The organism is Pedobacter ginsengisoli (assembly GCF_030244015.1).
GTDB lineage: Bacteria > Bacteroidota > Bacteroidia > Sphingobacteriales > Sphingobacteriaceae > Pedobacter > Pedobacter ginsengisoli.
Genome location: NZ_JASSYX010000002.1, coordinates 869547 through 895660 on the forward strand (window position 1 = coordinate 869547; position 26114 = coordinate 895660).

The window sequence follows — 26114 nt, forward strand, 5'->3', positions numbered from 1 at the left end:
TGTCAGGTCATCACCTCTGTCAAAGAAGTTCTGAAAGCCCTCCGGTAGTCAGACGGGGTGACCATTAAGTGACGTAAAAAAGTTCTTCTCATAGACACCAGGCCACCCAATCCACACCTTTCGGCAATCTGTTCCAGCGAAATATCAGTGTCTTCCAGGTATTTGCGAGCCGCTTCTACCCGTAGCTTCTCTATATACTTAGCGGGAGGAATGCCTGTCTGTTTGTGAAAAACCCTGGTAAAGTTTCTTAAGCTCATATTGACATGATCTGCTAACCGCATGATATCGAGTGGTTCATGCAGGTGTTCAATAATCCAGGGGCGCAGCTTCCCGGCAATATTATGGTGATCATAGACGGGCAGTAAGTTGCCAAATTGGACCTGAAAGCCAGGTCTGTTGAGGTAAAACACCAGTCTTCTGGCTACCTGCATCGCTATTTCTTTACCATGATCTTCTTCTACAAGGGCCAGGGCCAGATCTATACCTGAAGACACACCACCCGATGTGTAAATCCTGCCGTCATTGATGTAAAACGGATTGGAATCTACCTGGATCAGCGGATAGCTCTTCTGGAGCAGCTCGCTGCGGTCCCAGTGGGTGGTCGCACGCTTTCCATTTAACAACCCTGCTTTAGCGAGTGCAAAAGCGCCGGCGCAGATGGAGCCGACCCTGCGGATGTTTTGATCTCTTGCAGCCAGCCAGGTGTAAAACGCTGCATAGTCAGGATCCTCAAGGTTCTGAATGTTATTGCTCCCCGCAATTAATAATGTATCTATTGGCGCAGTGATTTCCATTACGCTGCGTGTGCAATTGATCTCGATTCCAACCGAGTTGGTCACCTGCTTATTAACGGTAGGCGAGACGACGAGAACCTCGTAGCCGGCAACACCCTCTTTGAGTTCAAGGATTTTATTGGCACTGTTAAACACATCGGCAGGCCCTGCAAAATCAAGCAGCATATGACCTGTCATTGCCACTATTACCACTTGTTTTTTTGTCTGAGCTTTGCTGATCGATAAATCTTCCTGATTCATAACTCAAATTTACGAAATAGAAAGATGGGCTCAAAGGACATAAATTATACAATTCAGGCCATAGTGATGAAGTTACTTTTATTCGAAGTCCTCTTTTGTAAATGTTTTTTCTATAATAACATGTTTGCCTTCCGCGTCGGATACAACAGTTGACGCCATACCGATCGTTATTCCCAAATAGTCTATAGTTACCCTGTAAGTGGAAGGCACATTAGCTGTCGTTGACATTTTTAAAGTGGTTTTATCACCAATCATCACCTCATCATAAGCAATGTAAATCTCAGATATGGGACTTCTGCTGATCTCATTTCCGTTTTTGATACTCCGGTAAACGATCAGAGAACTCGCTCCGTTCGGGGTAAAGGTATAAGTCACTTTTCTTATGGTCCTGTCCGGCTTATCCTGTTTCTTTTTGCAGGCTGCAAATGACAGGATAAATAAAAGTACCAGGACTAGTTTTTTCGTTAATGTCTGCATACAGAAGCGTTAATTGGTTTTATGCAATCTACTATTTTCTCTGCTACATCCAATAATCAAAATTAAACGAACATACCTTAAGTATAATTTTATACCCTGATCATTGATCGTCGGGTCCGACCTCATTTCCTTCTTCGTCAATTTGCATGTGTTCGTCCCAATTTTGATTGGATGCCTGCTTTGACTGGCCGTTTGCATCTTTTTCTGTCGAATTTGCTGACTTTGCGACGTTTTGATCTTCTTCTGGAGTTTTCATCATCTGGTTATTAAGGATACAACAACTCTTATTCTGAAATACAACAAATCAAAGTGAAATAAGTTCTTTATTGAAGAACCTGTTCTATTACGGAAACTTAATACTGGTTTGTCCAGTTTTACCGTCGCTTGTCGCCATATACCAGCACCACACTGATCAGACCCGCTGCAAAAAAGCCGAATACCAGAATAAAGACCCCACCGACCAGAAAATGACTGATGACCGAGCCCAGCGCTGCGCCGATAAAAAAGAAAAAAGTTCCGTAGATAGCGGAAGCCATACCCGCCATATTTCCCATTGGTTCCAGAGCCAGGGCACTGCTGTTTGGCTCAACAGCCAGGTTAATTGCCAGCAGCAGGGCAAGGCCGACAAAAAGAACCAGCATGTCAGGCGGGTCACCGGCAATGAGGGTAAACAGCAATAAAAGGCTGCTGATTATAGAATAAACGACGAGCAATCCCTTGATGCTCTGTCTGGCGCCGTACCTCGATGAAAGACGGGAATTCAGTAAGGAGCACAGTGACATCAGCAGTCCGATGCCGGCAAAGATCCAGGCAAACAGCTTCGGTTTACCATAAATTTCCCCTATAATGTGTTCGGAACTTGCTACGTAAGAGCTCAGCGCAGTAAACAGGAGGGTCGCTACACTTGTATACCGCATAAAAATCCTGTTGCTGATCACTTTTCGGATGGCATTCCCAATACCTGACCAGTTAAGCGCACTGCGTCGGTCAGGGGGAAGGGACTCTTCCAGCCGGAGCGACCAGAAAAATACCAGAACAGCAAAAAGAGGGGGAGTCAGGAACACCATCTGCCAGGAGGAAACAGACATAATGGCGAGGCCCAAAAATGGCGCGAGGACTGGAGTAAACAGGAAAATTGTAAATATAAGCGACATGATCCGGGCCATCTGGTCGCCCACAAAACGGTCACGGACACCCGCGATGGTTGTCATAAAGACGGCTGAGGCTCCCATACCTGCTAAAAAACGCGCAGCAAGCATTAGTGACAGGTCAGGTGCAAAAGCAGCCCCGATTCCGCTGATAATGTAAAGCGGAAACCCGATACGAAGAATGGCCAGCCGGCCAAAACGATCGGACAGCGCGCCAAAAATGAGTTGCGCCACCTGCCCCATAAAAAAGAAAGAGATGATCTTTGAGGTTTCAGTAGACTCCGGACTCAGCCCGAGGTGGGCCCGGAGTTCGGCAAAAGCAGGAAGCATAATGTCAATGCCCAAAGCCGTCAGCATCATGGTGCAGGCAGACAGCGCAATGAATTCAGCAGGTTTCATCTTCATGGATCGACCCGTTTATTTAATGGTTTCATAACAATGTTTGTTTTAACGTTACACAAAACTATTTATTTAAGTTAAACAGCAGGAGGTGTAAATTAGACTTTGTTACGGGCAGATTTGGACAAAACTATAAATTATTTCTGCTCCATTCACTCCAGGAACCCACATACAACTTAGGGATCGGTAAACCAGCGTAATCCATAGCCAGTAGCGTATGGCAGGCTGTAATACCCGATCCGCAATGGACAATGACATTTTCAGGTTTAACACTTGCCAGTGCTTTTGTATATTTTTCCTTCAACACTTCCGGTTTTAGAAAAGTGCCGTCCGCTTCCAGATTCTCAGTATAGGGGATATTGATAGCGCCGGGAATGTGGCCTGCAATCAGATCAATCGGCTCAGTTAACCCTGCAAAACGGTTGGCATCACGGACATCAATCACGACATGGCCTGCTGTTTTTGCCACATTTTCCACTTCTTTAATATCCGATAATGGCAAAATCCAGTCACTAACCGGATATGGCGCAACATGCATTGGAGTTTCTACCGCTGAACTTGTCGGAAAGCCCGCCTTTACAGCAGCATCAAACCCGCCGTCTATGACCTGCACCTTTTCATGACCAACAGCTTTCAGCATCCACCAAAACCTTGCGGCTGCATTGCCACCCATTTTATCATCATAAACAATCACATGACTGTCTTTGGAGATCCCGAATTTCTGCAGTATCCGCGCAAACTGTTCCGGAGCAGGTAAGGGGTGTCTTCCGCCGATGGCGAAATCCCCGATAGCTGCAAGATCTGTATTGACATCGGCAAAAAGGGCTCCTGTCAAATGGTTTTGATCGTACCTGGCTTTTGATCCGGCACTGGCATCGATCAGTACGATATCTTCAGTCTGGCTTAACTTAAGCAGATCTTCCGGTTTTATGATTGGTGATGGTTTTTTGCTCATGATGTTTATTGCTTCGTCTGATCAAAGTTAAGCTTAAACCATCAATCACCGTTAATTGTAACGGCAAAAAAACCAAACATTAATGGAAATATTTCTAACTTGAACCCATGACATTTGCAGACAAGGCCATCCTTTTCAATAAGCAACTCAAGTACACCGGCGGGGCTTTGCCGCCTGGCATCCGGATCATGAACCCCTTTGAGGAGTTTGAACAGACTATGAAGATTGTGGAGACCTTTTATCACAAATATTACAATGACAACAAACAGCGGCACCTCATCCTGGGTATCAATCCAAGCAGGTTGGGCGCAGGACTGACCGGTGTGCCCTTTACCGACCCAAAGCGGCTAATGAAAGAATGTGGCATTCCATATCAAGGCAGGATCACCCATGAACCCTCATCCGTGTTTATCTATGAAATGATCCAGGCCTACGGCGGCCCTGAAGCATTTTATAGAGACTTTTACATCAATTCGCCCAGTCCGCTGGGCTATACTTCAGTAGACCTCAACGGAAAAGAAAAGAATTACAATTACTACGACAGCAAAGCACTGATCGACGCCGTTAAAGGTTTCATGCTGGAAAGCATTAACAAACTGATTTCCCTGGGAATAAATACCGATACATGCTTTTGTTTTGGAACCGGCAAGAACGAGAAGTTTCTGGCTAAACTCAACGAAGAACACAGGTTTTTTAAAGAAATCATCGCACTGGAGCACCCCAGGTTCATCATGCAATACAAGAACAAGCAAAAAGAATTTTATATCGATAAATATCTTTCGGCATTTGACAGCGTTCACAATTCAGAAGTGATTTAACTGTATTATTCAATTCATTATGGAAATCAAGACAAAAAGGATTTATGCACCCGCCGCCGATTCAGATGGCTTTCGCATACTGGTTGACCGCCTGTGGCCGCGGGGAATAAAAAAGCAGGAAGCCCATATTGATTTGTGGCTTAAAGAAGTAGCACCATCAACCGAATTGAGAAAATGGTTCAATCACGAGCCTGAGAAGTGGGAGCAGTTCATGAAAAAATACCGTGCAGAGTTAAAGGGGGCTGCTGCATTTGAAGAACTGACCACCCTGGCAGAAAAGCACAGGATCCTCACCTTACTATACGGAGCAAAAGACGAACAGCATAACCAGGCGGCGGTATTGGAACAATTCTTAGTTAAAGGTATTTAGTAATGCTAATGCCGGCCAGCTCCGGCAAGTACCAGATTTTTAACACGGCAGCACAATTTAAGTCAGCTCTTTTTGGAAACAAACACTATTTTCAATACCGGCATATTGCCCGTAATTCGGAACAACCCGGTAACCCATTTTTTTATACAGCGCAATCGCTTCAGGCTGCCGGAGCCCGGTTTCTAAAACACAGGTACTAAAGCCACTTTCCCTGGCCCAGTCCTCAATCTCGGTCAAGACCCGGCTTGCAATGCTTTGACCACGCACAGCCTCAGGTACATACATTCTTTTGACTTCCGCACTACTATCGCTATAAGGTTTAAATGCGCCGCAACCTACAGGGTTCCTGTCACGATAAGCAATAACCACATGCTTAATCAGGTCGATCTTGTTGAACTGAGCGTAAAAAGAATGATCAGCGCCATCCCTGTCAGCCAGTTCCCTGTCCAGCAATTTCACCAGGTTTATAAAATCCTGGTTTTTTGAGTCGGTACGTACAAAAGAAAGCATCATAATTCTAATCCGTTACTATCCATGGTCAGTATTTCAGTCATGTAATCAAAAAAAGGTTGCATATTCCGGAACGTTTCAGCTGCCACAGAAAGGAAATCTTCATTTAAAACCTCTTCGTCAGTAAATTTTCTGATCAGCAGGAACTGTTTATAGCGTAATAAGTCAATGGCACCATCATCGGCGGCAAAGCCTTTGGGCGTAGTTTTCAACTGCTCACCCCTTAATTCGCCAAAAGTGGACACAAAAGACCCGCTTTGCAATATCTCCCGCAAAGGCCCCGCATCAAAAGCGATGTTGTCCCTGATCAGTTTCAGGTCTTCCCTGGACGGCCCCCAGAAACCGCCGCCCAGAAAACTGCCGTTCGGTTCAATATGAAAATAATAACCCCCTCTGCGGTACCTGGTGGCACGTTTGAAACTGCCGCTCCAATGGGTTTTATATGGTGTCTTGTCTTTAGAGAAGCGTGTATCCCGATAGATCCGGTACAGGCTTTTTTTCCCGGACGGAGTTTCAATTACATCAGACTTGTTGAGTTCAGCAAGCAGTGCATCGGCAAATGCCTCAACTTTTTGCTGCTCTGTCTCAAATGCCAGTTTATTGGCATTGAACCAGTCCCTTTCATTATTACTCCCTAAGAGGTTTAAAAAATCCAGACTGGATTTATCGATACGGGCCGGTGCAATAGGGGGTGTTGTCATATTGCTTCAAATATAAGGCAGTTCATTTTATTTCTCCTTCGAATTCAGATTTTTCCTTTAATCTTAACCCCTTCATCAATGCCGGGCATCCGCCAGCCCCGGGTTTTGGTGATGGCAGTAAAAAGCGCTTTAATGAAGGTTGAGTCCGGTTGCGCTGCACCGGAACGAGGCAAGATGACCAGGAACAGCATCAGAAAAAGACTGTTCAACTTCTATTTTCTGATCATCAGCACCATACAAATAGCGATATTAATCATAGAACTATTGATGCTGGCCAATAGCGCCTGCCGGCTATTTTTTCAGATACCCTTTTTCTCTGAGCCTCTTGATTACCTTTTCGCCGAGCGTTTTACCCCATACCTGCCCTGCAATCATGGATTCCTGAGTAATAACAGGTGTTTTCGACGCGTATTTCTTACCGACAGGGGTTTTATAAAACGCAATCACACCCTTGATCTCTTCTTCAGTCAAATGTTTCTGATAAGCTGGCAGTATGAGGTCTACAACCTGATCAATAGCCACTTTGTTCATTTCCACGGTGAATTCGTCCCAGAATGCTGCAGGAACAGAAGGCTGTTGTTGTTTGAACAAGGTAATCATCTGGCTAATGACACCTTTGTAAGTACCTTCCGCGCCCGAAAGCTGCATCAATTGCTTTAAAGAGCTTCTGTAAGACGCATTATTCTGAGCAAAGGAACAAGAACTTGCAATGATTATAAAAAGAGCAGTTAATAAGAGGTTTTTTTTCATATCCTAATTTAAGGCTTTATTTCCAATCTGCACCCCTCAGCGAAAACTTTTTAAATTCTCGCGTTAAAAAAACACACTGCCATAGGGTTGTCAGCGGGCGTACTTTTCTTTGTGTCATTAAAACAATGTAACACTTAAAAGATCATACCATGACAACAGCAATCACCAGCACCGAAACTCCATTATTTTTGTCAGCCCATCATCTCTTAGACCATTGGCAGGGCCACAGAAAACTGACCAGGAGAGTCATTGAAGCCTTTCCTGATGACAAATTCTTTGACCATACCTTAGGCGGCATGCGCTCCTTCGCCGACATGATGAAGGAGATCCTTGACATGTCCGCACCCGGTGTCAAAGGCATCGCCACAGGCGAATGGCCGGCCACCGACGGTTCCTGGAACCACAACGCGAAAGAAGTAGCCGCTTCCAAAAAGACTTTCCTCGAGTTATGGGACCGGGCTACCGACGAGATCAATGCCTACTGGCTGCTGATTTCTGAAGACCGCTTCCAGGAAAGTGTACTGGCTTTTGGCCAATACGAAGGAACCGTTTACAATACCATACTTTATTTCATTGACAATGAGGTACATCACCGTGCCCAGGGCACAGTTTACCTCCGTAGCTTGGGCATTGAGCCGCCTTCGTTCTGGAACAGGGATTAATGAAACCACCGCTTTCTTTAAAAAGATGGGCGTCCGAAAAGGGAGATCGGCCGCCTGAGCATCGGCTGTACGAAAACTTTCCCCGGCAGGTACCCATATAAATCAGAGGCTGTCCGGCCTTTGATGTGACCCCAAAAGTTGGACAAAAGCTTTTGGGGTCACATCACTTTTTGGACAGCCTCTTTTTCCGCGAAAAATGAATTGCCGCTGTGCCGAATTAATGCTAATTTAACGCCTTGTTAAAGACAAGAGGCTAGTATTGCCTGGATTTCTTTAGCAATATGCCCGGATTTCTCTACCAATATATTGTGACACAAACCACCCGATAGATAGCCATGACCAAACTGTTCATCCGTATAGCGGCAATACTTTTCTTCTCTTTTAGCGCATCAGCTCAGAAAACAATCCTGCTGACCGAACAAGCTCAGAACAGACTCCTGATAGTAGAACAGCAATCCGGACAGACCATATGGGAATGGCTGCCACAGCAGTCCAATGTTGCTCCCGAACATTTCAGCTGGTTTAAGAACATCTCCGAGGCAAAACCCCTATTCAATAGAAAATACGTATTACTTACCGCATCAGGGGGGGCGGTTGCACTCGTACGGATCAGCGATAAAAAGACGATGTTCTATGCCAATGCAGGCAACAACCCGCATTCCGCTGAACTATTGCCCGATGGGAACATTGTCAGCGCTGCCAGTACCGGCAACGTAATGACCCTCTTCAAAGTAGATACTGCAAATGCATTGCATTCCGGCTACAGGAAAACATATTACCTCAAAGAAGGGCACAATGTGGTGTGGGATAAGAAAAGACAATTGCTGTGGGCCACCTCCGGCGACACACTAAAAGCATTCAGCTACAGCGGGAATTGCCTGAAACCGGAACTGACCGAAAAAGAGAAAATACTACTGCCCGGTCCGGAAGCGCACGATCTGTTCCCGGTATTCGGCAAAGACGAGCTCTGGTTTACCAATGTATCCGGCTTTTATAAGTTTAGCCTAAAGACCAAAACCTTCACAAAATTCCCCGCTAATGATGCGCGAAACATCAAAAGTGTTTCCTCCGGACCGGCAGGCTATCCGGTCATTGCCATGCGGCCAAAAGAGAAATGGTGGACAGATGAAGTGACTGATAATATGGGCAAAAGTCTTTATAAGCTCAAGGGCTTAAAGATCTATAAAGCACGCTGGTTTGTCGATAACCAGTTCAGCTATCCAAAAAAGCATGTGTTTAATTTGTGTCAGCAGAAGGCCTATTTGAACACCCAGTAGCCCAGTGCCAGCCAGACCAGTCCTTTGACCAGGAAGAACATAAAGCCCCAAAAGCCAAGTTTCTTTAGCCATTTGAGCAAGGCAGTCTTTCTTTCAGAAGCAGGTTTTGTAGTCATATGCAGCAATCTATATGATCCTGACACAAAAATAAAGGATTTAGAGATACGATCATCACGGATTTCAATTAATGCAAACGTTCCCCGGAATAAAAAAGTGTATGCCAGTCCGCAACAACCACCCTGCTTTCCCCAAAATTCAGTGTCTGAATTTTAACTTAACCCCCTACAGAATTTTAATCATTGGACACCTTATCTGCACTCAGCTTCTTTATCGGCGTCAGCTCCACTTTCCTGAACTCCACTTCCGAACCCTCCGCCTGCAAAGCAATATGCCCGCTTCGCACCGTACAATTAAACCCATTATTGACAAACTTACCATTCACCCAAACAAATACCTTATCCTCCAGACACTCCACAACCATTTTATTCCACTCGCCGACAGGATTTTCAACATCCTGCAGCAGGCGCTCAATTTTACGCAGCTTATCACCATTTATCCCCCAGCGGGCTTTATCACCCCGGCGCGCTTCCATATCCGGCACCTCAATATCCTCCTGAATGCACCAAAAATCTCCGGCATTGGTATGCTGAATCTGCACCTCAATAGACTTTGGAAACATATCATAAAGCGCCCTCGGCGTAGAAGCATGCACCAGCAGACCACAATTACCAGGAGTTCCCGCGAAGCGGTACTGCACCTCAATTCGATAGTTTTTATACACCTTATCGGTGATCAAATGACCGCCGGGCGTACCCAGACTCACCAGCAGACCATTGCGGACAATAAAAGGATTCCGCGCATTAGCATCCTTGTCCATCGCAGGAACATCGGCATGCCAGCCCCTGAGGTCCTTGCCATTAAACAAACTGCGCGGCTTCTGCGCAAAAGAACCAACAGTACCGGCAAAGATCAGCCCGGTGATTACAAAAAAGGTAAAGGTTAGTTTCATACAAATTTGTGGTTATCTGGTATCAAAAATGGTTTAGCAAATCACTCGAAATGGTTTACCCACCAGTCAAAAATGGTTTAGCATACTAATATATAAAATCCAGATTGCTTCATGACATAAAATCCACTAGTTTAGCGCCGGTGTCATTTTAAAACCGCCAATTTATGAGCGAAATCAAATGGGGGATCATCGGCTGCGGCGATGTGACCGAAATCAAAAGCGGACCGGCCTTTAACAAAGTGCCCAATTCATCGTTAGTCGCCGTGATGCGCAGGGACGCCGCCAGGGCGGAAGATTACGCGCGCAGACATGGCGTGCCCAAATGGTACAGCGACGCACAGCAGCTGATCGATGACCCTGAAGTCAATGCCATATACATCGCCACACCACCCCTCCAGCATGAAGAATACACCATAAAAGCACTCGCCGCGGGCAAGCCCGTTTACGTAGAAAAACCCATGTCTCTGAACGCCGCTGCCGCGGAAAGAATGAAAGCCGCTTCGGAAAAATATGGGGTGAAACTCAGCGTGGCCCATTACCGCAGGGCACAGCCTATGTTTTTAAAGATCAGGCAATTATTGCGGGAAAAGGCCATTGGAGATGTGCGCTTCGTACAGCTGCAGATGCTGCAGCCACCCAATCCGGCACTCATCGCTGCTTCCGAAACCAACTGGCGTGTCGACCCGGCCATATCCGGGGGCGGGCTGTTTCATGACCTGGCCCCGCACCAGCTGGACCTGATGGTTTATTTCTTTGGAGAACCGGCTGCGCTGCCAAATTTTGATGGTGTGAGAACGGGGCAGGGTATAGCGCTGAACCAGTCCGGGACAAGTGCCGCCGATGACCTGGTAACCGGACAGATCCTGTTCAAAGACGGAGTGGTTTTTAATGGAATGTGGTGTTTTTCTGTTGCTGAGCAGGATAAGACGGACCTTTGTGAAATTGTAGGAAGTCAGGGTAAAATACAGTTTTCTGTATTTGGCAGTACGGTTACTGTTGTTAAAAACGGAACAGCCAAGGAGCTGATTTTTGATCCGATCCCTCATGTAGAGCAACCGATGATCGAACAGGTAACGGCGTATTTTTTAAACAAAGCAGAAAATCCCTGCTCCGCAGAACAAGCCATCCTTTCCATGCGGATTATCGATCAGTTTACCAGTTAATCTGCTTTCGGTCTGCATAGTTTGTGTGTTTAATATCCGTTTAACTTTCTTTAAGTTTTGATTAAGGTTTGAGTAAGGGTTGCTTAAGGGTTGATTAAGGTACACCTTAACCAATAGCTATTAAAACCATAAGTAAACGTTAAATAAAAAATGGAAAATATACCAATCATATGAAGACCATATCAAACACAATACCTACCTTGAGCCCGACTAACTGAATATAAAATTATGGGCATATTAAAACACGGGCCGTTTGGCATGGCCACAGGCAAGATCCAGAACATGGTCAGTTATGACCTGAACGGCAAAAATGTAATTCGCAGAATTGGACGAACCAGAAAGAAACCCACGGTCAGGCAACTGGCTGTTCGTCAGAAAATGGCCGTGGTGATTAGATTTTTAAAACACCTTGGGCCGCTTATTGAATTTGGGTTTAAAGCCCAGGCAGTAGCGGCCAGAAAGTCTGCGCACAATATGGCTACTTCATACAACACAAAAAATGCCACTGTTGGCGAATATCCGGAAATTGTGATGGACTACAGCAAGGCAATGATCTCACAAGGCGATTTGATGCAACCCATTGATCCACAGGTGGAGCTGTTGCAGGGAAAGCTAAGGTTTAGCTGGCAGAACCACCCGGACCTGAACTATACCAACAAAAAAGACCAGGTCATGATGCTGGCATATTTCCCGGAATCACATGACATCAGCGCAGATGTTTATGGTGCGCTCAGGACTGCCGGTGAGGATTTCCTGCCTATTGACAATAAGTTGCAGCAGGCGAGGATGGAGGTGTATATGGCCTTTGTCTCGAGTGACCGTGAAACCGCTTCTGATACCATTTACCTGGGTACGATCAATGGTTAAAGATTATTTATTAGATTAGTGTCTGGAACATTAACCTGCTTTAAATCTGAAATTATGCTTCGGTACCGATCCTTTTTGTTTTATACCTTCCTGTTGCTGAGCCTGTTTGCCAGGGGACAGGGGCCAGGCACAAAATCCGCAGAAGCCCTTGCACACGCGCAGAATAAAGCAAATAAAGCGGTAAAACAGCTCAAATTTACAGTAGAAGAAGCGCCGGAATGGTCAGCCTTGTTTACACGGAACAGCGGCTGGTTTGGCGGGGACGGCATTTTCTCTATTCCGCTCAACGGCGTGGAAGCAAATGGTTCTGAATCCCCCAAAACACTTTTTATATTTTCCGACAGCATGATCGGGGAGATCAAAGACGGCAAACTGCAGCCGGGTTCTAAAATGATCCACAATTCTACTGCATTACTGAAGGGCACTGAACCCCTTAAGGATCAGATGACTTTTTACTGGAAAAACATGGTTCAGGACAATGCAGAAACTGTATTCGTACCGAAAACCCCGCAAACCGGCCCCACCGACTACTACTGGCTGGGCGATGGTTTTGTAAACCACGCGTTAAACAATTCGATATTTATCTTCGGCTACCGGGTAAAACAGGTGAGCGATGGCACATTTGGATTTGAAGAAGTCGGAAATACACTGATAAAGATTGATGCGAAAGAAGACCAGCCTTATTCGGTTTATCAGCAGAAGGATAGCCCTTTTTATTTCAGTAAAATAGGTGCCAACGGGAAAGCTGCCGAAATGGGTTCATTCGGTGCGGGTATATTCGTGAATACTAGCAAAGCGGGCGCGCCAAAGGGCGATAAATATGTTTATATCTATGGGGTAAGGGGCAAAGCCAAAAAATTGCTGGTCGCGCGGGTACTGCCCAAAGATTTTGAAGATTATACCAAGTGGATGTTCTGGGACGGCCTGAAATGGAATCCTGATATGCAGCAGGCTGCGCCGGTAACCGAGGGGGTGTCCAATGAACTGAGTGTGTCGGTCTTGCCGGACAACAGTTATGCGCTGGTTTTTCAGGAAGGCGGCATGGGCAGACACATTGCCATGCGCATCGGTAAGAGCCCTGCGGGGCCGTTCGGGCCGCCAATCCGGCTATGGGACTGCACTGCCGCACTCACCAAAAAGTCGTATTTCCCGTACAATGCCAAAGCACATCCCAGCCTTTCAAAAAAAGGGGAACTGCTGATCAGTTACAACATCAATTCCTTCGATTTCTTTAAAGATCTGGCGGTTGACCCGCAATTGTACAGGCCAAGGTTCATCCGGGTTAAATTTGAATAGTACACAGATGAACGTGTAGAATTGGCCGCTTGTAAACAGCTGCGCCAAATGCTGGTGATCATTGCTGGATCTGCTGCTGCTGTTGTTGCTGCTGCTGCATGATGGCATCCATATAGCGCTGATAGCTGTTTTTATTGGGTGTGCTCGGGTTTGGTTTGCTGTAGTTGATCTCTTTAGGCTGGATGTAGCTGTCGGTTTCAAATGCATCGTCCTCATCATGACCTACCGATACGGTAACCTCCATAACATGGCCGGAAGATCCTTTAAAGACGCCTTTTACCGGGGAGCAATCGCTGAAGTTTCTGCCTACCGCAAGCCGCACATGGTTTTCATTGGCGATGCAGTTGTTGGTCGGGTCCAGTCCCAGCCAGCCATATTCCGGGATATAGGCCTCGGCCCAGGCATGGGTAGCGCCTTCGCCGCGCATGCCGTCACGGTTTGGACAGATGTATCCGCTTACATACCGCGCCGGGATCTGGGTGAAGCGCAGCATGGTGGTCAGGATGTGTGCAAAATCCTGGCAAACCCCGGCTTTCAGCCCCAGTATTTCGCTTAGCGTAGAATCTACGGTGGTCACGCCTTTGATATAGGTAAATTCCCTGAAAACGTAATTACAGAATTTAACGGCGGTTTTATAGGGGGTATCTTCGGTGTTTTTGAGGTTGCTGACGATTTTTTTCAGCGATTCGGCTTCGGGAAAGTACTCCTGTTTGAGGTAATCGATATAGGGCACTTCATATTTGATATCGTCCAGGATCTGCCATTGCTCATTGACAAAGATGTCGTCCTGCGGCAGCGCTTTGGCATGGGTTTCTACATAGATCTTTGAATAGATCTTGAGCTGGGTGTGGGGTTCTTTTTGTGTGAAAGTGCCGATTTCATTGCCATAGTAGTCGATAAAGATGTCTACATCCGGCGTGCCGGAAATGTTGAGGTCGTGTTTGATCACCTGCTGATAGTCGTCTTTGATGGGAAACAGGATGATCTGGTTGGCGCTGTCACGTACCGGTGATTCATATCTGTAATTGGTGATGTGTTTGATCTTGAAAACAGGCATATCTCTGTATTTATATATAGCTTTTGCTTTTTGGTCAGTTGATTTAAGGCAATATTGGATTTATTAATGGTAATTTAATATAAAAGGTCACATTTAATGGTGCTTATGGGATGCGGATTGATAAAATAAGGGGTTCGGATTGATAAAGTAAGGGCATGAATTACTAAAAATAGTATTCCTGCAGCAGGTTCCCGATCCCATAAAGGCCGTTCCTGATCTTGACCAAATAATTGTGCAGTCCTTCTTCCTTGATGGTGTACACAGAGCTGTATGTGATGTAACTGTGCAGTTTGCCGATGTTGAACGAAAGGCTTTTATAATGCTCTATGTTCTTTTCGCTCTTCAGCCGTTCAAAATACCGCTGGATGTTGTGTACCCCGTATTTCGCGGAACGCGGAAAGTCCTGATTGAGCATGATCAGCTCCAGGACATTTTCATCACTGAAACCGCCTCTGTAAGATTTCAGGTAAAGCTCATAGCCGCCCAGGGAAAGCAACAGGTGCTTCCAGTAGGAGGTGTCGGTGAGCAGGTCCGGATTGTCTGATACGGAAATGAACTTGATGTCCAGGATGTCTATGGACTGGATGCTGCGCTCGAGGTATTTGCCGATGCTCATGAAACTGCGGATCTCACCGCGTTCCATGGTGCTGTCGGCGGTGCCGTAGTAGAGCATCACTTGTTTGATCAGGATATCCAGCGCGGTAATGGGGTCGTCTTTCTGGACGTACCAGAGCAGTTTGGGGTCTTTTACGGTATGGTAGTACTCGTTCAGGCATTGCCAGAGGTCAGTGGCGATGTGTTCCTGCACGCTTCTGGCATTTTCACGGGCCAGGGTGATGATGTTGATGATGGAATTGGGGTTGTCGCGGTTGAACAGCAGGTACTCTACTACTTTCCGGCTGTCGTTCTTCATGGAAGAAATTTCTTCTTCTTTTCCGCCGGAAGAGATGCGGATCACCGGATCCCAGGTAAATTCGTGTATGGTGTCCTGTGAGGAGGCGTAGTTGATCTTCAGCATCCGGAGGATGCCGTCGCTGCGCTCTACGTACCTGCTCAGCCAATATAAACTTGATGCTACTCTGCTTAACATGTTGTGTTTCTTTGCTTGGTGTGGTTTAAGATGATAATACCCAGGTGTCTTTACTGCCGCCGCCCTGTGAGCTGTTGACCACGAGCGAGCCTTCTTTGAGCGCCACGCGGGTCAGCCCCCCGGGCACGATGGAGATGCCGTCGGGTCCGCAGAGCGCAAAGGGCCTCAGATCGACCCGTCTGGGCTGCAATACTCCGTCCATATAACAGGGTGCGGTAGAGAGGCTTATGGTAGGCTGGGCGATGAAATTGCGCGGGTCTTTCAGTACTTCGATTTTGTAGTCGTCTATTTCCCGCTGATCTGCCGCGTGGCCCATCAGCATGCCGTAGCCGCCGCTGCCATTGGTCTTTTTGATGACCATCTTGTTGATGTTCTCAAATACGTATTCTTTTTCATCGGCATTGCCGAGGCTGTAAGTGGGCACGTTTTTGAGCAGGGGTTCTTCATTGAGGTAGTACCTGATCATTTCGGGCACGTATTTGTAGACGGCTTTGTCATCGGCCACGCCATTGCCTACGGCATTGATGATGGCTACGTTGCCCTTGCGGTAAGCGCTCATGAGGCCGGCTACGCCGAGTACACTTTGGGGGTTGAACACCAGCGGGTCCAGGAAATCATCGTCTACACGCCTGTAAATGACGTCTACCTGCTGCAGTCCGGTGGTGGTCTTCATAAATACTTTCTGGTCGCTGATGACCAGGTCACGCCCTTCTACCAGTTCTACGCCCATCAGCCTGGCCAGGGTAGTGTGTTCGTAGTAGGCTGAGTTGTACATTCCCGGGCTCAGCAGTACGATGGTAGGGTTGGAGACCGCTCTGGGCGATAAGGCAAGCAGGTTTTTATAGAGGATGTTGGGGTATTCGGTTACGCTGCGCACTTTGCACTGGGGGATCAGGTCGGGGAACAGTCTTTTGGTGATCTCCCGGTTCTCCAGCATGTAGCTGACACCGGAAGGGGTTCTCAGGTTGTCTTCGAGCACATAAAAGGTGCCGTCGTAGTCGCGGATCAGGTCTATTCCGGCAATGTGGATGTAAATGTCATGCGGTACGTTTAAATTGTACATTTCCCGGAGAAAATGTGGACAGGAATAGATCAAAGATGCGGGAATTACCTTGTCTTTGATGATGAATTGTGTGCTGTATACGTCTTTTAAGAAAAGATTGAGTGCTTTCAGGCGTTGTTTGATGCCTTTTTCTATAAAAGACCACTCTGGTGAGGTGATTACCCGCGGAATAATGTCGAAAGGAAAGATTTTCTCGATTCCTTCGCCGCTATCGTAAACGGTAAAGGTAATTCCCTGGCTCATGAATAGTCTTTTGGCGAGTTCCTCCTTTTTATTGAGGTCATTTGCTGACTCTTTTTGCAGATAGGTGATGATTTTGTGGTACTGTTCTCTCAGATTGTCGTTGGAGATGTACATTTCATCCCATGTATTGGAGATATTTTGGTATTTACTCAGGTCGATTTCACTCATATGTCACAAAATATGTCTAATAATAAGGTATTTTATTGTAATTTTTAAATAAATGGCGGTGATTTTATAGAAAATGGTGGTAATGATGGGATTAAGCTTCAGTTTTTATATTTTTTTGTAATGATTGTTAGTTTTTTGTGTTGCCGGGATCTAATATTAGGAGAAAAGACCTTTGCTTTAACTTTAATAACTATTTTGTGACAGGCACGAAAAGGTATAAGGTAGAGATTATTATCCAGCTTTTTTCTTTAAATTAGATACAACACAAATGTAATCTTATGAATAAATATCTGTTTATCGCCCTGGCTATGGCCATGGGCTTATCTGCCCGTGCGCAGATCTCCTTTCAGAAAGTCATCCGGGTGGGTGTAAAAGCAGGGATCACAGGTTCCGTTTTTACCAGGGATGTTGAACCTTTTGATCCGCATATTCCGGGGTATTACGAGAATTTCGACCGCTATGTTAACCTGAACGGTTATGGTGGCATCACCCTGGATTATGATGTGACGGCTCGCATCAGTCTGGGTGCTGAGCTGCTGTATTCGGCAAAGGGAATGGCCTATTGGGAGGAAAATAACGGCGTAGTTTTCTATGATGAGGATGGAAATAGAGGTCAGGCACACAATGTTTTCTATTTTGATATCGATTATGTAGAGCTTCCCATCACCCTGAATGTGAGTGTGCTGCGACCTGAAGGTAAAGTCTGGCTCAAGGCATATGGCGGTATGGCCAGGGGGGCAGCGGTCTATAAAAAGACTAAAATCACTTATCCTGAGGTTGGGGGCTATGACCAGCCCGGCGATGCGGGAAAGAAAGAGCTTCAGTATGTGCGCACTTTCAATACCAGTGTCATCGGGGGGTTGAAGGTCGGTAGCAATAAGCGCAAATCCATCTTTCCATACGGGGATCTGAGGGGCAGTTATATGGTGCAGCCGGTATTCAACCGTAAAAAGGCGGATACCGGCGGTAACCTGGATACCCGGATGTTCAGCTTGTCGCTGGGCCTGGGTGTACAGTTTTAAATGCCACAAATAGCAGCCATCACCGGCTAAGACAATTGGTGAAGTAATTTATTGTTATCTTTACGGTGAACACATTTTACAGCACATTTGAAACCGTTTCTTCTTTCCGTATTGATACTTGGCAGTCTTCACCTGGCTGCGCAGCATAAGGCTGCTCCTTCATACACGCCCGTGGTTAGTGCCGCTAAGCAGTTTGCACTAAAACCGGGAATGGACTTTCTTTCGTATTCAAACCCGCAGAATGACTTTATGCTCATCGGCCGGATGGAAAATACAGAGAAGATCTATTCCCTTATAATGACGGACGATGCCGATGAAATTGTCACCGCCAGTAACATCAGGGTGGCTACCGAGGTCGGCGACAACCATTTTAAACTGGCCGGACTTGCCCTGGCGGGCAGCAACCTGACTGCTTTTGTGGAAAGTCACAACAGGCAGACCGGCAGAAACGTGATGGCCATGCAGGCAGTGGATAAAAATGGGGGGCTCACTTCGGAAGGGATGCTGGTTGGGTATTTTGACTTTGTTAAGGCAGACCATCCCGGTTTATGGCATATTGCTTCTTCGCCTGATCAAAAAAAGATTGCACTGGTGGCCCAGTTGCCGTATGAGCCCAATAAGCCCGAACGGTTTAAGTATTTCTTCATGGATGAAAACCTGACCATGACGCATACGGGTGAATTTTCTGTTGACAATGAACATGCTAAGGTCGCAGGGTATCAGGGTTTGCCGGTTACCGGCTTTTTAGTTTCTGACAAGGGAGAGCTGTATCTGATTGCAGCGGGATCTGCGGAAAATCATCATTTTCCGTATGTCTATAAGGGTACGGTGGGTTCTGATCAATGCGTTACGGTGCCTGTTGGCGCAATGGGCGGAGACGATGAATGCGGGAGTTACCGGGCAACGGTGAAGCCCTCCGGTGATCTCATCATTGCGGGATATTTTCAGAAAAAAGGCGGTACTGACGGTATGGCTGCATTGACTTCAGGCAGCTGGAATTTCAGCAGTTCGGAGCAGGGGATTAAATCTAACGCATTTGGGGCACCGGTGCCGGCGCTTACCGCCGATCAGCTGCTGACGGCTAAGGATACCTATTATTTAGTGGGCTGTTCGCGGGCAGGTATCCATGTTTCGGGGTTCAATGCTGCAGGCGGGAAGAAGTTTGAGGTTCCGGTGGCACGTGATCTGATGGCCGGTATGGCGATGCATGATCATTCCGGTGGTAAAGCTAAGCCGGAAGAGGGCATAGCCTCCGGGGTATTGGATGGCAGGCTTTGCCTCATTTATAATGATCTGTCAGCGAAATATAAAGCAGGCGGGACCGGGCTGGCCGTAGTCGGCTTGTCTGTGAACCATGACGGACTGGTGAGTGCTCCTGCCGTTTACGACCGGCTGACCACGGAAAATACGATGCTGCTTCCCCGTTTTTTTAGTGCAAGCGCTGATCACATCCGGGTGCTGGCTTCGGCTGAAAATAGAATAAAAGTCATTACTTTCCACTAATTCCATGAAAGGTATCCGATTTTTGTGTGCTGGCCTGGTTTTATCAATTGCTACAAGTCTGGTTGGCTGTGATACCAGCGATTCAGATCACAAAACGAGAAAGATGTGGTACCGGGCAATTCATAAAACGGATACTGCGGTGTTTAAGGTGAATGTAACCGACGGGCAGTTTAAAGGCCTTTATGAGATCAATTATGGTGGTGAGTACAGGGATTCGGGTGAGGTGAGCGGATATGTGAAAGGAGATACACTGCTGGGCAATTATCTGTACCAGCGCGTGGGTATTCCTCAGCTGCACCGGATTCCGATAGCTTTGTTAAAAAGAGGCGACAAACTGATCATGGGAGTGGGGTCTATGGAGATTTATCTGGAGAGGACTTATTTCAAACCCAGGGTGCCGATTGATTATCAGAATGTAAAGTTTATATTTGAAAAACTCTAGTCTATGCACCATCTGGTGATCCAATGCATCTGTCTGCTTTTTATTATCATTTTCGTGGTCATGCTGGCGCAGCGGATCAAGGTGGCTTATCCGATATTGCTGGTTCTTGTGGGCCTGCCTTTGGGTTTTGTTCCTTTTTTGCGCGGCATTGAGATACAGCCGGAGCTGATCTTTGTGATCATTCTGCCGCCGCTGCTGTATGAGGCTGCGTGGAACACGTCCTGGAAAGATTTTTGGAAGTGGCGGCGGGTGATCAGCAGTTTCGCTTTCCCTGTTGTGATCCTTACTTCCTGCGTGGTAGCTTTTGTTTCTTCCAGTCTGATTCCGGGATTTACTTTGGCGGCTGGCTTTTTGCTGGGTGGTATTGTTTCGCCACCGGATGCGGTATCGGCAAGTGCCATTCTTAAAAATATAAAAGTGCCAAGGCGCTTTATCAGTATAGTTGAAGGGGAAAGTTTGCTCAATGATGCTTCCAGTTTGGTGGTTTTCCGTTTTGCACTGGCGGCTGTGCTGACCGGCAGTTTTGTTTTCCGCGAAGCGGCGACCGATTTTGTCGTCGTCATTGTGATGGGGATTGTGACAGGTATTGCTGTGGCCCTCGTTTTTTATGCCATTCACCGCTGGCTCCCGACTTCTACCAATATTGATGTGGTGCTGACATTTGTTACGCCTTATGTCATGTATATGCTGGCGGAGGAATTTCTTTTTTCGGGGGTACTTGCCGTGGTCAGCGGCGGGCTCTTTCTTTCTGCCCGAAGGCATGAATTCCTGTCTCACCGGAGCCGGTTGCAGGGTGTTAATGTATGGGAGGCGGTCGCTTTTGTCCTCAATGGCTTTGTGTTCATTCTGATTGGTCTGGAATTTCCGGTGATCATCAAAAACCTGGGCCCGGAGGGCTTTGCACCTGCACTTCGATACAGTCTGATCATTACCGGGGTACTGATCGTGACGAGACTTGCCAGTACTATGGGTGCCATTGTGGTGACCAGGTTCATGGCTAACTTCATCACTGTCGCGGACCGGAATCCGGGTTGGAAAGCACCGATCCTGTTTGGCTGGACTGGTATGCGGGGGGTGGTTTCGCTGGCGGCTGCGCTAAGTATCCCGCTGAGCATGAATTCTGGCATACCGTTTCCCAATCGGGACCTGATCCTGTTCATTACTTTCACAGTAATCCTGGTGACGCTGGTTTTACAGGGGCTAACGCTTCCTTTGGTGGTGAAATGGGTCAATATGCCTGATCCGGATCTTACCATCACTTATGAACAACAGCAGCAACTGATGCGGAAGAAGATATCGCATCTGTCCCTCAGGATCCTCAATGAAGAGTATGCAGAGCATACGGTGAAAAACGATATGATTAAGGCGCTTAAGCTGCGCTACACTGCCGATATAGAATTGCTCAAAGACTGGGAACATGAGGATAATGGTGTGAAGGCAACTGAATACTATAAAGACTACCGGGAGATCATGGCCCGCCTGCTTAAAGAACAGCGTGCTTTGCTGCATGACCTGAATAAGAAAGAAAGCATCAGTGATGTCCTGGTGAAGCATCAGCTGGAACTCCTGGACCTGGAGGAGGAGAAACTGCGCCAGTATTTTGAGCTGGGAAAAGAATAATGTGGTGACCGGCCGGTCCGCTGTCCGAATCCGCACAGCTGATGTTCGTTTATGTACAGCCGGAAGCCGCTTATAACGGTTTGAATGGTTGCGGATTGAGTTTCAGGCTTTGGCACATGCCTTGAAACTTCAGTGGCTAAATAGATATACTTTATGCTCAGACATCACTTGCTGCTGGTATTCCGGAACTTTAAAAGGCATAAAAGCTCTTTTTTCATTAACCTGATAGGGCTTACTGCCGGGCTGTCCTGTGCTTTGCTGATTTACCTGTGGGTGAGTGATGAAATGCAGGTTGATCAGTTTCATAGCAAGCGGCTTTACCAGGTGATGATGAATGAGCACCTTGGAGATGGAATCAATACCAAGGACGGAACCCCGGGGCCGCTCGCTGAGGCGATGGCTCAAGAGATGCCGGAAGTGGAACTGGCGGTTATGGTTTCTCCGGGTTTCTGGCTTGGACAGAGTAAGGTCTCTACCGGCAATAGGAAGGCAATTATGGCTGCAGGTAAGTTTGCAGGACCGGATTTTTTTAAGGCGTTCTCTTTTCCGCTGGTTTACGGAAACAAGGAAAATATACTTTCAGGGCAAAAAACTGTGGCCATTTCAGAAGGGCTTGCTGTTAAACTGTTTCATACTACAGATGTGGTGGGCAAACGAATGATGTGGAGCAATACTGAAATGGAGGCTGAAAACCATGCGCTGATCAGTGGGGTTTTTAAGAATGTTCCTTCAAATTCATCAGAACAGTTTGATTTCCTGGTGTCTCAGGATGTGCTGATGGCTAGCGGAGACTATCGTAAATGGGGCAATTATGGGCCAAATACATTTGTGGTGTTGAAAAAGGGAGAGGATCCTGAGTTGTTTAATAAAAAGATCAGGAAATATTTGGAGACTAAGGATGTTGACAACTATAACTTGTTCATCAGGCCTTATGCGGATGCCTATCTTTATAATAATTTCAAGAATGGTGTTTTAAATGGCGGCAGAATAGATTATGTAAACCTGTTTACGGTCATTGCCATTTTTATACTGGTCATTGCCTGTATCAACTTTATGAACCTGAGTACCGCAAGGGCTTCCAGAAGATTGAAGGAAGTTGGGGTCAAGAAGGTGATGGGGGCGTCCAGAAAAATGCTGATCGTCCAGTACCTCACTGAATCGCTGATGATGAGTTTTGCGGCATTGTTTATATCATTGCTGGCTGTAGAATTGCTGCTTCCGCAGTTCAATAACATTACGGGAAAGCAGTTGTCCCTTCATTTTGACCCTGCACTTTTTACTGCGCTTTTATTGATCACCATACTGACAGGAATCATCTCGGGGAGCTATCCGGCTTTATACCTGTCGGGAATGAAGCCTTCAACTGCATTGAAAGGAAAACTTATCCTTTCTGCCGGCGCTCTGTGGACCCGTCAGGGACTGGTGGTTTTTCAATTTGCGGTATCGGTAATTCTTATCGTAGCGGTAATGATCATTTATAAGCAGGTAGAATACATCCAGACTACAAATCAGGGTTTCAATAAGGACAATGTGGTGTATTTTGAGACCGGCGGGAAATTTAAGAACAACGCTGATTTTGCGATTGAGCGCATTAAAAAAATACCGGGTGTATTGAATGTATCGAGTATAGACCGGGAATTGCTTGGTGACCTGAGTTATACGACCGGTGATTTTAACTGGGAGGGAAGAAACCGAAAAGAAGTGATCAGGTTTCAGCGGGCTGATGTCAATGCAGGCCTTATCGAGACGCTGGGTATTGAAATGGCGCAGGGCAGGAGTTTTTCAAAGGAGTTTAGCGCTGACACGGCCAGGATCATTGTCAATGAGGCGGGAGCTGCCGCGATGCGGATTAAAAATCCGGTAGGGAAGATATTCACACTCTGGGGCGTGGATATGCAGATTATTGGTGTAGTGAAAGACTTTCATTTTGAATCCCTGCATCAACCGGTGAAACCTATGTTCATCAGGTATAAACCCGCATATACCAACAGGATCATGGTCAGGGTCGCGGCCGGAAAGATGAAAGAAACACTGGATGCGCTCAGGCAGTTCCATGCGGAGTTCAATCCGATGTCTGAATTTGACTTTAAATTTCTTGATCAGGATTTTCAGGCGCAGTATGTTGCTGAAAACAGGGTGGCGGTATTGTCCCGTTATTTTGCCATTCTGGCTGTTGTTATTTCGTGTCTGGGACTGTTTGGGCTGGCTTCCTTCACAGCGGAGAAACGGTTTAAAGAGATCGGCATCAGGAAGATCCTGGGTGCTACTGAACTCAATGTGATGTATATCTTATCCAAAGATTTTATCAAACCCGTGTTGCTGGCTATTCTGATCGCGCTTCCCCTGGGTTATGTGTTCGGGAAGAACTGGCTTGGAGGCTATGCTTACAGCATTGACCTGAAGCTTTGGTTTTTTGTCGCCGCCGGATTTTTGACAGTACTCATCTCCATCGTTACGGTTGTGTTCCAGGCTTATAAAGCGGCGAAAGTAAGCCCGATACAGTCGATTAAGACAGAATAGCTGCTTGACTTATTGAGGCTGTCAAACCCGCTGGTCATGCTGAAATGAATTTGCTTCGCAGCTTCTTCGAGGTCAGCATGACGAAATGTGCAGGGTCAAACAGTATAGAGATCGTTTATTGAAGGCCTGTAACTTACAGATGCAGGCTAAATATTGGATAAATTATATCTTTGAATAAGTAGTTGCCCGGTTCCGGGTGTCTTAAGATAACAGGTTATTCAAAAATACGGCATCACATCGACCAATGGCTGAAGGGGAAACAGAGTTAAAAGAGTTATTTAAAGTAATCTCCCTCGGCGATAAAAGGGCCTTTGATTCACTTTTTAAGAATTACTATGTGCTGCTCATCAGGTTCGCCTCGTCGTACCTCAGACAAGAAGAAGATGCTGATGAGGTGGTTTCGGACCTATTTGTAAAGTTATGGCTGAAGCGGGTGGAACTCGATAAAATAGTCAATCCCAAAGTATACCTGTATGTGTCTGTGAAAAATGCGTGTTTAAATGTCATCAGGAATACAAGTAGAAACAAATTCAATTTGCTGGACGGGAGCCCGGATGAGCAGCAGGCTGCTCCGGTCTATTGTTCGCCCCAAACGATTATGGAGGATAAACAGCTGCAGGCCAAACTGGACCAGGCAGTTTCGGCCTTACCCGAACAGCGCAGGCTTATTTTTACAATGGTTAAACTGGATGGGCTGAAATGCAGGGAGGTAGCGGAGATCCTGAATTTATCGGTACGAACGGTAGAGGGACAGGTCTTTAAGGCGGTCAGGACATTGGCGGATGAACTGACTGGTTATCTGGGATATAATCCTGCGACCGCTGCAAAGCATAAACTAAACGTAAATCTGCTTTACTTTTTATTTTAAACGGCCATAGGTAGTTCTGCTGCGGCTGTTGTCCTTTAGGTATTAACATAGAAATCATGAAGAGGGATGCTTTTTTAAAATTATTGACCCGTAAGCTCAATGCCGGTCTTTCGCCTTCAGAATCACGGGAATTTTATGATGCGGTAAATTCCAATGCGGAGTTTCGGCGGCTTGATGAAGAACTGACGAAATATTTTAAGGTCAATAATGCGCTTGCTTCCGGCATTGGTAATGAGTATAATTTAGATGACAAGCTTCAGCTGATCTGGAAATCAATTGATGCACATGAAGATAAGTTTGCAAATTTGAAGGTCAGTCATTTTAACAGATATGCTCGTGTACTGAAGATAGCTGCCGTTGTTTTTATTTTGTTGGCCGGAGGACTTATGTTCTTTAAATATCAAAGGGAAGAACCGCAGGAAAATACCATATTGGTCAATTCGGGAAATCAAAAAGTATTCATGACGCTTGAAGACGGAACCAAAGTCTGGCTAAACCGGCAGTCTTCTGTTACTTATAATGAAGATTTTGGTAAGGTAAGCCGAAAAATCTCGCTGAAGGGTGAAGCTTTTTTTGATGTGGCCAGGAATCCGGGCCTGCCTTTGTCAATTGATGCAGGCCGGATTAACATTAATGTTAAGGGTACGGCTTTTAATGTGAAGGCTTATGGACAGACGAAAAATATAGAAATAGCACTTATAAGAGGGCTCGTAGAGCTGACTGATCATCAGGAAAAGATAAAAAGCATCGTGCTTAAGCCCAATGAGAAGTTTGTTTTTATACCGGGAAACGGTCTGGGTCAGGAGCAATATCAAGTCCTGAAAATGAATGGGGAACTGAAAAATACTGATGTTAAATGGACGCAGGATACTTTGGTGTTTAAAAAGGAAAAACTGAAAGATCTTGCGCTGCACCTGGAGGTCAGGTACAATGTAAAGATAGAAATCCAGAACGAACAGCTGAAAGATAAGCGGTTCAGCGGATTGTTCAGGTCGGAGCCGCTCAGAGACGCGCTTGAAGCTTTAAAGCTTTCCTATCCATTGGATTATCAGATCACCGATCAAAAAGTCATTATAAAATAG

Annotated in this window: 28 protein-coding genes; 14 read left to right on the top strand and 14 right to left on the bottom strand. The window is 46.3% G+C overall.

Translation table 11 applies throughout. The features are described 5' to 3' along the window. Positions 1-2: 2 nt before the first annotated feature. From QEP08_RS10855 to QEP08_RS10875, 5 genes are all read right to left on the bottom strand, one after another. Entirely contained in the window at positions 3-1034 is a 1032-nt protein-coding gene (locus QEP08_RS10855; RefSeq protein ID WP_285057836.1) for a GlxA family transcriptional regulator, read from the bottom strand. A gap of 78 nt (positions 1035-1112) precedes the next feature. Then, positions 1113-1511, bottom strand: a complete 399-nt coding sequence (locus QEP08_RS10860; RefSeq protein ID WP_285057837.1) for a hypothetical protein — start codon at positions 1509-1511, stop codon at positions 1113-1115. 100 nt (positions 1512-1611) lie between these two features. Beyond that, positions 1612-1770, bottom strand: a complete 159-nt coding sequence (locus tag QEP08_RS10865; RefSeq protein ID WP_285057839.1) for a hypothetical protein — start codon at positions 1768-1770, stop codon at positions 1612-1614. A gap of 115 nt (positions 1771-1885) precedes the next feature. Beyond that, positions 1886-3064, bottom strand: coding sequence for an MFS transporter (locus tag QEP08_RS10870; protein ID WP_285057841.1), 1179 nt, complete (start codon positions 3062-3064; stop codon positions 1886-1888). Between the two features lie 124 nt (positions 3065-3188). Then, positions 3189-4013 (bottom strand): sulfurtransferase, encoded by an 825-nt coding sequence (locus tag QEP08_RS10875; RefSeq protein WP_285057842.1) that lies wholly within the window; start codon positions 4011-4013, stop codon positions 3189-3191. 107 nt (positions 4014-4120) lie between these two features. On the opposite strand from QEP08_RS10875, the gene QEP08_RS10880 reads away from it, so the two are divergent. Both QEP08_RS10880 and QEP08_RS10885 read left to right on the top strand, forming a co-directional pair. After that, entirely contained in the window at positions 4121-4831 is a 711-nt protein-coding gene (locus tag QEP08_RS10880; protein ID WP_285057845.1) for an SMUG2 DNA glycosylase family protein, read from the top strand. Positions 4832-4850: 19 nt separating this feature from the next. Next, a complete protein-coding gene (locus QEP08_RS10885) occupies positions 4851-5201 on the top strand; it encodes a DUF488 domain-containing protein (protein WP_285057847.1) in 351 nt (116 codons plus the stop codon). A 57-nt stretch (positions 5202-5258) separates the two neighbouring features. On the opposite strand, the gene QEP08_RS10890 is transcribed toward QEP08_RS10885, so the two are convergent. From QEP08_RS10890 to QEP08_RS10905, 4 genes are all read right to left on the bottom strand, one after another. Continuing rightward, positions 5259-5714, bottom strand: coding sequence for a GNAT family N-acetyltransferase (locus QEP08_RS10890; RefSeq protein ID WP_285057849.1), 456 nt, complete (start codon positions 5712-5714; stop codon positions 5259-5261). Then, positions 5711-6412, bottom strand: coding sequence for a DUF2461 domain-containing protein (locus QEP08_RS10895; protein ID WP_285057852.1), 702 nt, complete (start codon positions 6410-6412; stop codon positions 5711-5713). The genes QEP08_RS10890 and QEP08_RS10895 overlap by 4 nt, the downstream gene beginning before the upstream one ends. A gap of 44 nt (positions 6413-6456) precedes the next feature. Continuing rightward, positions 6457-6621, bottom strand: coding sequence for a hypothetical protein (locus QEP08_RS10900; RefSeq protein ID WP_285057854.1), 165 nt, complete (start codon positions 6619-6621; stop codon positions 6457-6459). An 82-nt stretch (positions 6622-6703) separates the two neighbouring features. Continuing rightward, positions 6704-7162, bottom strand: a complete 459-nt coding sequence (locus QEP08_RS10905) for a DUF2059 domain-containing protein (protein ID WP_285057857.1) — start codon at positions 7160-7162, stop codon at positions 6704-6706. Between the two features lie 149 nt (positions 7163-7311). On the opposite strand from QEP08_RS10905, the gene QEP08_RS10910 reads away from it, so the two are divergent. Both QEP08_RS10910 and QEP08_RS10915 read left to right on the top strand, forming a co-directional pair. After that, positions 7312-7824 carry a DinB family protein gene (locus tag QEP08_RS10910; RefSeq protein ID WP_285057859.1) on the top strand — a complete coding sequence of 171 codons (513 nt, stop codon included), beginning with the start codon at positions 7312-7314 and terminating at the stop codon, positions 7822-7824. 335 nt (positions 7825-8159) lie between these two features. Then, positions 8160-9101: a DUF6528 family protein gene (locus tag QEP08_RS10915; RefSeq protein WP_285057861.1), complete on the top strand. Its 942-nt coding sequence runs from the start codon at positions 8160-8162 to the stop codon at positions 9099-9101. On the opposite strand, the gene QEP08_RS10920 is transcribed toward QEP08_RS10915, so the two are convergent. Together QEP08_RS10920 and QEP08_RS10925 are read right to left on the bottom strand one after the other, a co-directional pair. Continuing rightward, complete coding sequence (locus QEP08_RS10920; protein ID WP_285057863.1) at positions 9083-9217, bottom strand: alanyl-tRNA synthetase; 135 nt, start codon at positions 9215-9217, stop codon at positions 9083-9085. The genes QEP08_RS10915 and QEP08_RS10920 overlap by 19 nt on opposite strands. Before the next feature lie 176 nt (positions 9218-9393). Next, positions 9394-10110: a 3-keto-disaccharide hydrolase gene (locus QEP08_RS10925; RefSeq protein ID WP_285057864.1), complete on the bottom strand. Its 717-nt coding sequence runs from the start codon at positions 10108-10110 to the stop codon at positions 9394-9396. 164 nt (positions 10111-10274) lie between these two features. Here QEP08_RS10925 and QEP08_RS10930 point away from each other — a divergent pair, with 164 nt between their 5' ends. The 3 genes from QEP08_RS10930 to QEP08_RS10940 all read left to right on the top strand — a co-directional run bounded on the left by QEP08_RS10930 (position 10275) and on the right by QEP08_RS10940 (position 13436). Continuing rightward, positions 10275-11273 (top strand): Gfo/Idh/MocA family protein, encoded by a 999-nt coding sequence (locus QEP08_RS10930; protein WP_285057866.1) that lies wholly within the window; start codon positions 10275-10277, stop codon positions 11271-11273. A gap of 228 nt (positions 11274-11501) precedes the next feature. Further along, positions 11502-12140: a DUF6266 family protein gene (locus tag QEP08_RS10935; RefSeq protein ID WP_285057869.1), complete on the top strand. Its 639-nt coding sequence runs from the start codon at positions 11502-11504 to the stop codon at positions 12138-12140. Positions 12141-12194: 54 nt separating this feature from the next. After that, on the top strand, positions 12195-13436 hold the full coding sequence (locus tag QEP08_RS10940) for a DUF5005 domain-containing protein (protein WP_285057871.1): 1242 nt from the start codon (positions 12195-12197) through the stop codon (positions 13434-13436). 58 nt (positions 13437-13494) lie between these two features. Here the strand turns inward: QEP08_RS10940 and QEP08_RS10945 are convergent, their stop codons facing one another. The 3 genes from QEP08_RS10945 to QEP08_RS10955 form a co-directional block, all read right to left on the bottom strand. Continuing rightward, on the bottom strand, positions 13495-14493 hold the full coding sequence (locus QEP08_RS10945; protein ID WP_285057873.1) for a transglutaminase family protein: 999 nt from the start codon (positions 14491-14493) through the stop codon (positions 13495-13497). A 163-nt stretch (positions 14494-14656) separates the two neighbouring features. Further along, positions 14657-15583 (bottom strand): alpha-E domain-containing protein, encoded by a 927-nt coding sequence (locus QEP08_RS10950; RefSeq protein WP_285057875.1) that lies wholly within the window; start codon positions 15581-15583, stop codon positions 14657-14659. A gap of 25 nt (positions 15584-15608) precedes the next feature. Next, positions 15609-17057, bottom strand: a complete 1449-nt coding sequence (locus QEP08_RS10955) for a circularly permuted type 2 ATP-grasp protein (RefSeq protein ID WP_285057877.1) — start codon at positions 17055-17057, stop codon at positions 15609-15611. Between the two features lie 278 nt (positions 17058-17335). Here QEP08_RS10955 and QEP08_RS10960 point away from each other — a divergent pair, with 278 nt between their 5' ends. The 7 genes from QEP08_RS10960 (at position 17336) to QEP08_RS10990 (ending at position 26114) form a co-directional block, all read left to right on the top strand. After that, positions 17336-18079, top strand: coding sequence for an outer membrane beta-barrel protein (locus QEP08_RS10960; protein ID WP_285057880.1), 744 nt, complete (start codon positions 17336-17338; stop codon positions 18077-18079). An 87-nt stretch (positions 18080-18166) separates the two neighbouring features. Beyond that, positions 18167-19582, top strand: coding sequence for a hypothetical protein (locus QEP08_RS10965; RefSeq protein ID WP_285057883.1), 1416 nt, complete (start codon positions 18167-18169; stop codon positions 19580-19582). Positions 19583-19586: 4 nt separating this feature from the next. Beyond that, on the top strand, positions 19587-20024 hold the full coding sequence (locus tag QEP08_RS10970) for a hypothetical protein (RefSeq protein ID WP_285057884.1): 438 nt from the start codon (positions 19587-19589) through the stop codon (positions 20022-20024). A 3-nt stretch (positions 20025-20027) separates the two neighbouring features. Next, complete coding sequence (locus QEP08_RS10975) at positions 20028-21644, top strand: Na+/H+ antiporter (protein ID WP_285057887.1); 1617 nt, start codon at positions 20028-20030, stop codon at positions 21642-21644. Between the two features lie 153 nt (positions 21645-21797). Beyond that, positions 21798-24164, top strand: coding sequence for an ABC transporter permease (locus QEP08_RS10980; protein WP_285057889.1), 2367 nt, complete (start codon positions 21798-21800; stop codon positions 24162-24164). Positions 24165-24408: 244 nt separating this feature from the next. Then, positions 24409-25032, top strand: a complete 624-nt coding sequence (locus QEP08_RS10985) for an RNA polymerase sigma-70 factor (RefSeq protein ID WP_285057892.1) — start codon at positions 24409-24411, stop codon at positions 25030-25032. Positions 25033-25088: 56 nt separating this feature from the next. Next, positions 25089-26114 carry a FecR family protein gene (locus QEP08_RS10990; RefSeq protein ID WP_285057894.1) on the top strand — a complete coding sequence of 342 codons (1026 nt, stop codon included), beginning with the start codon at positions 25089-25091 and terminating at the stop codon, positions 26112-26114.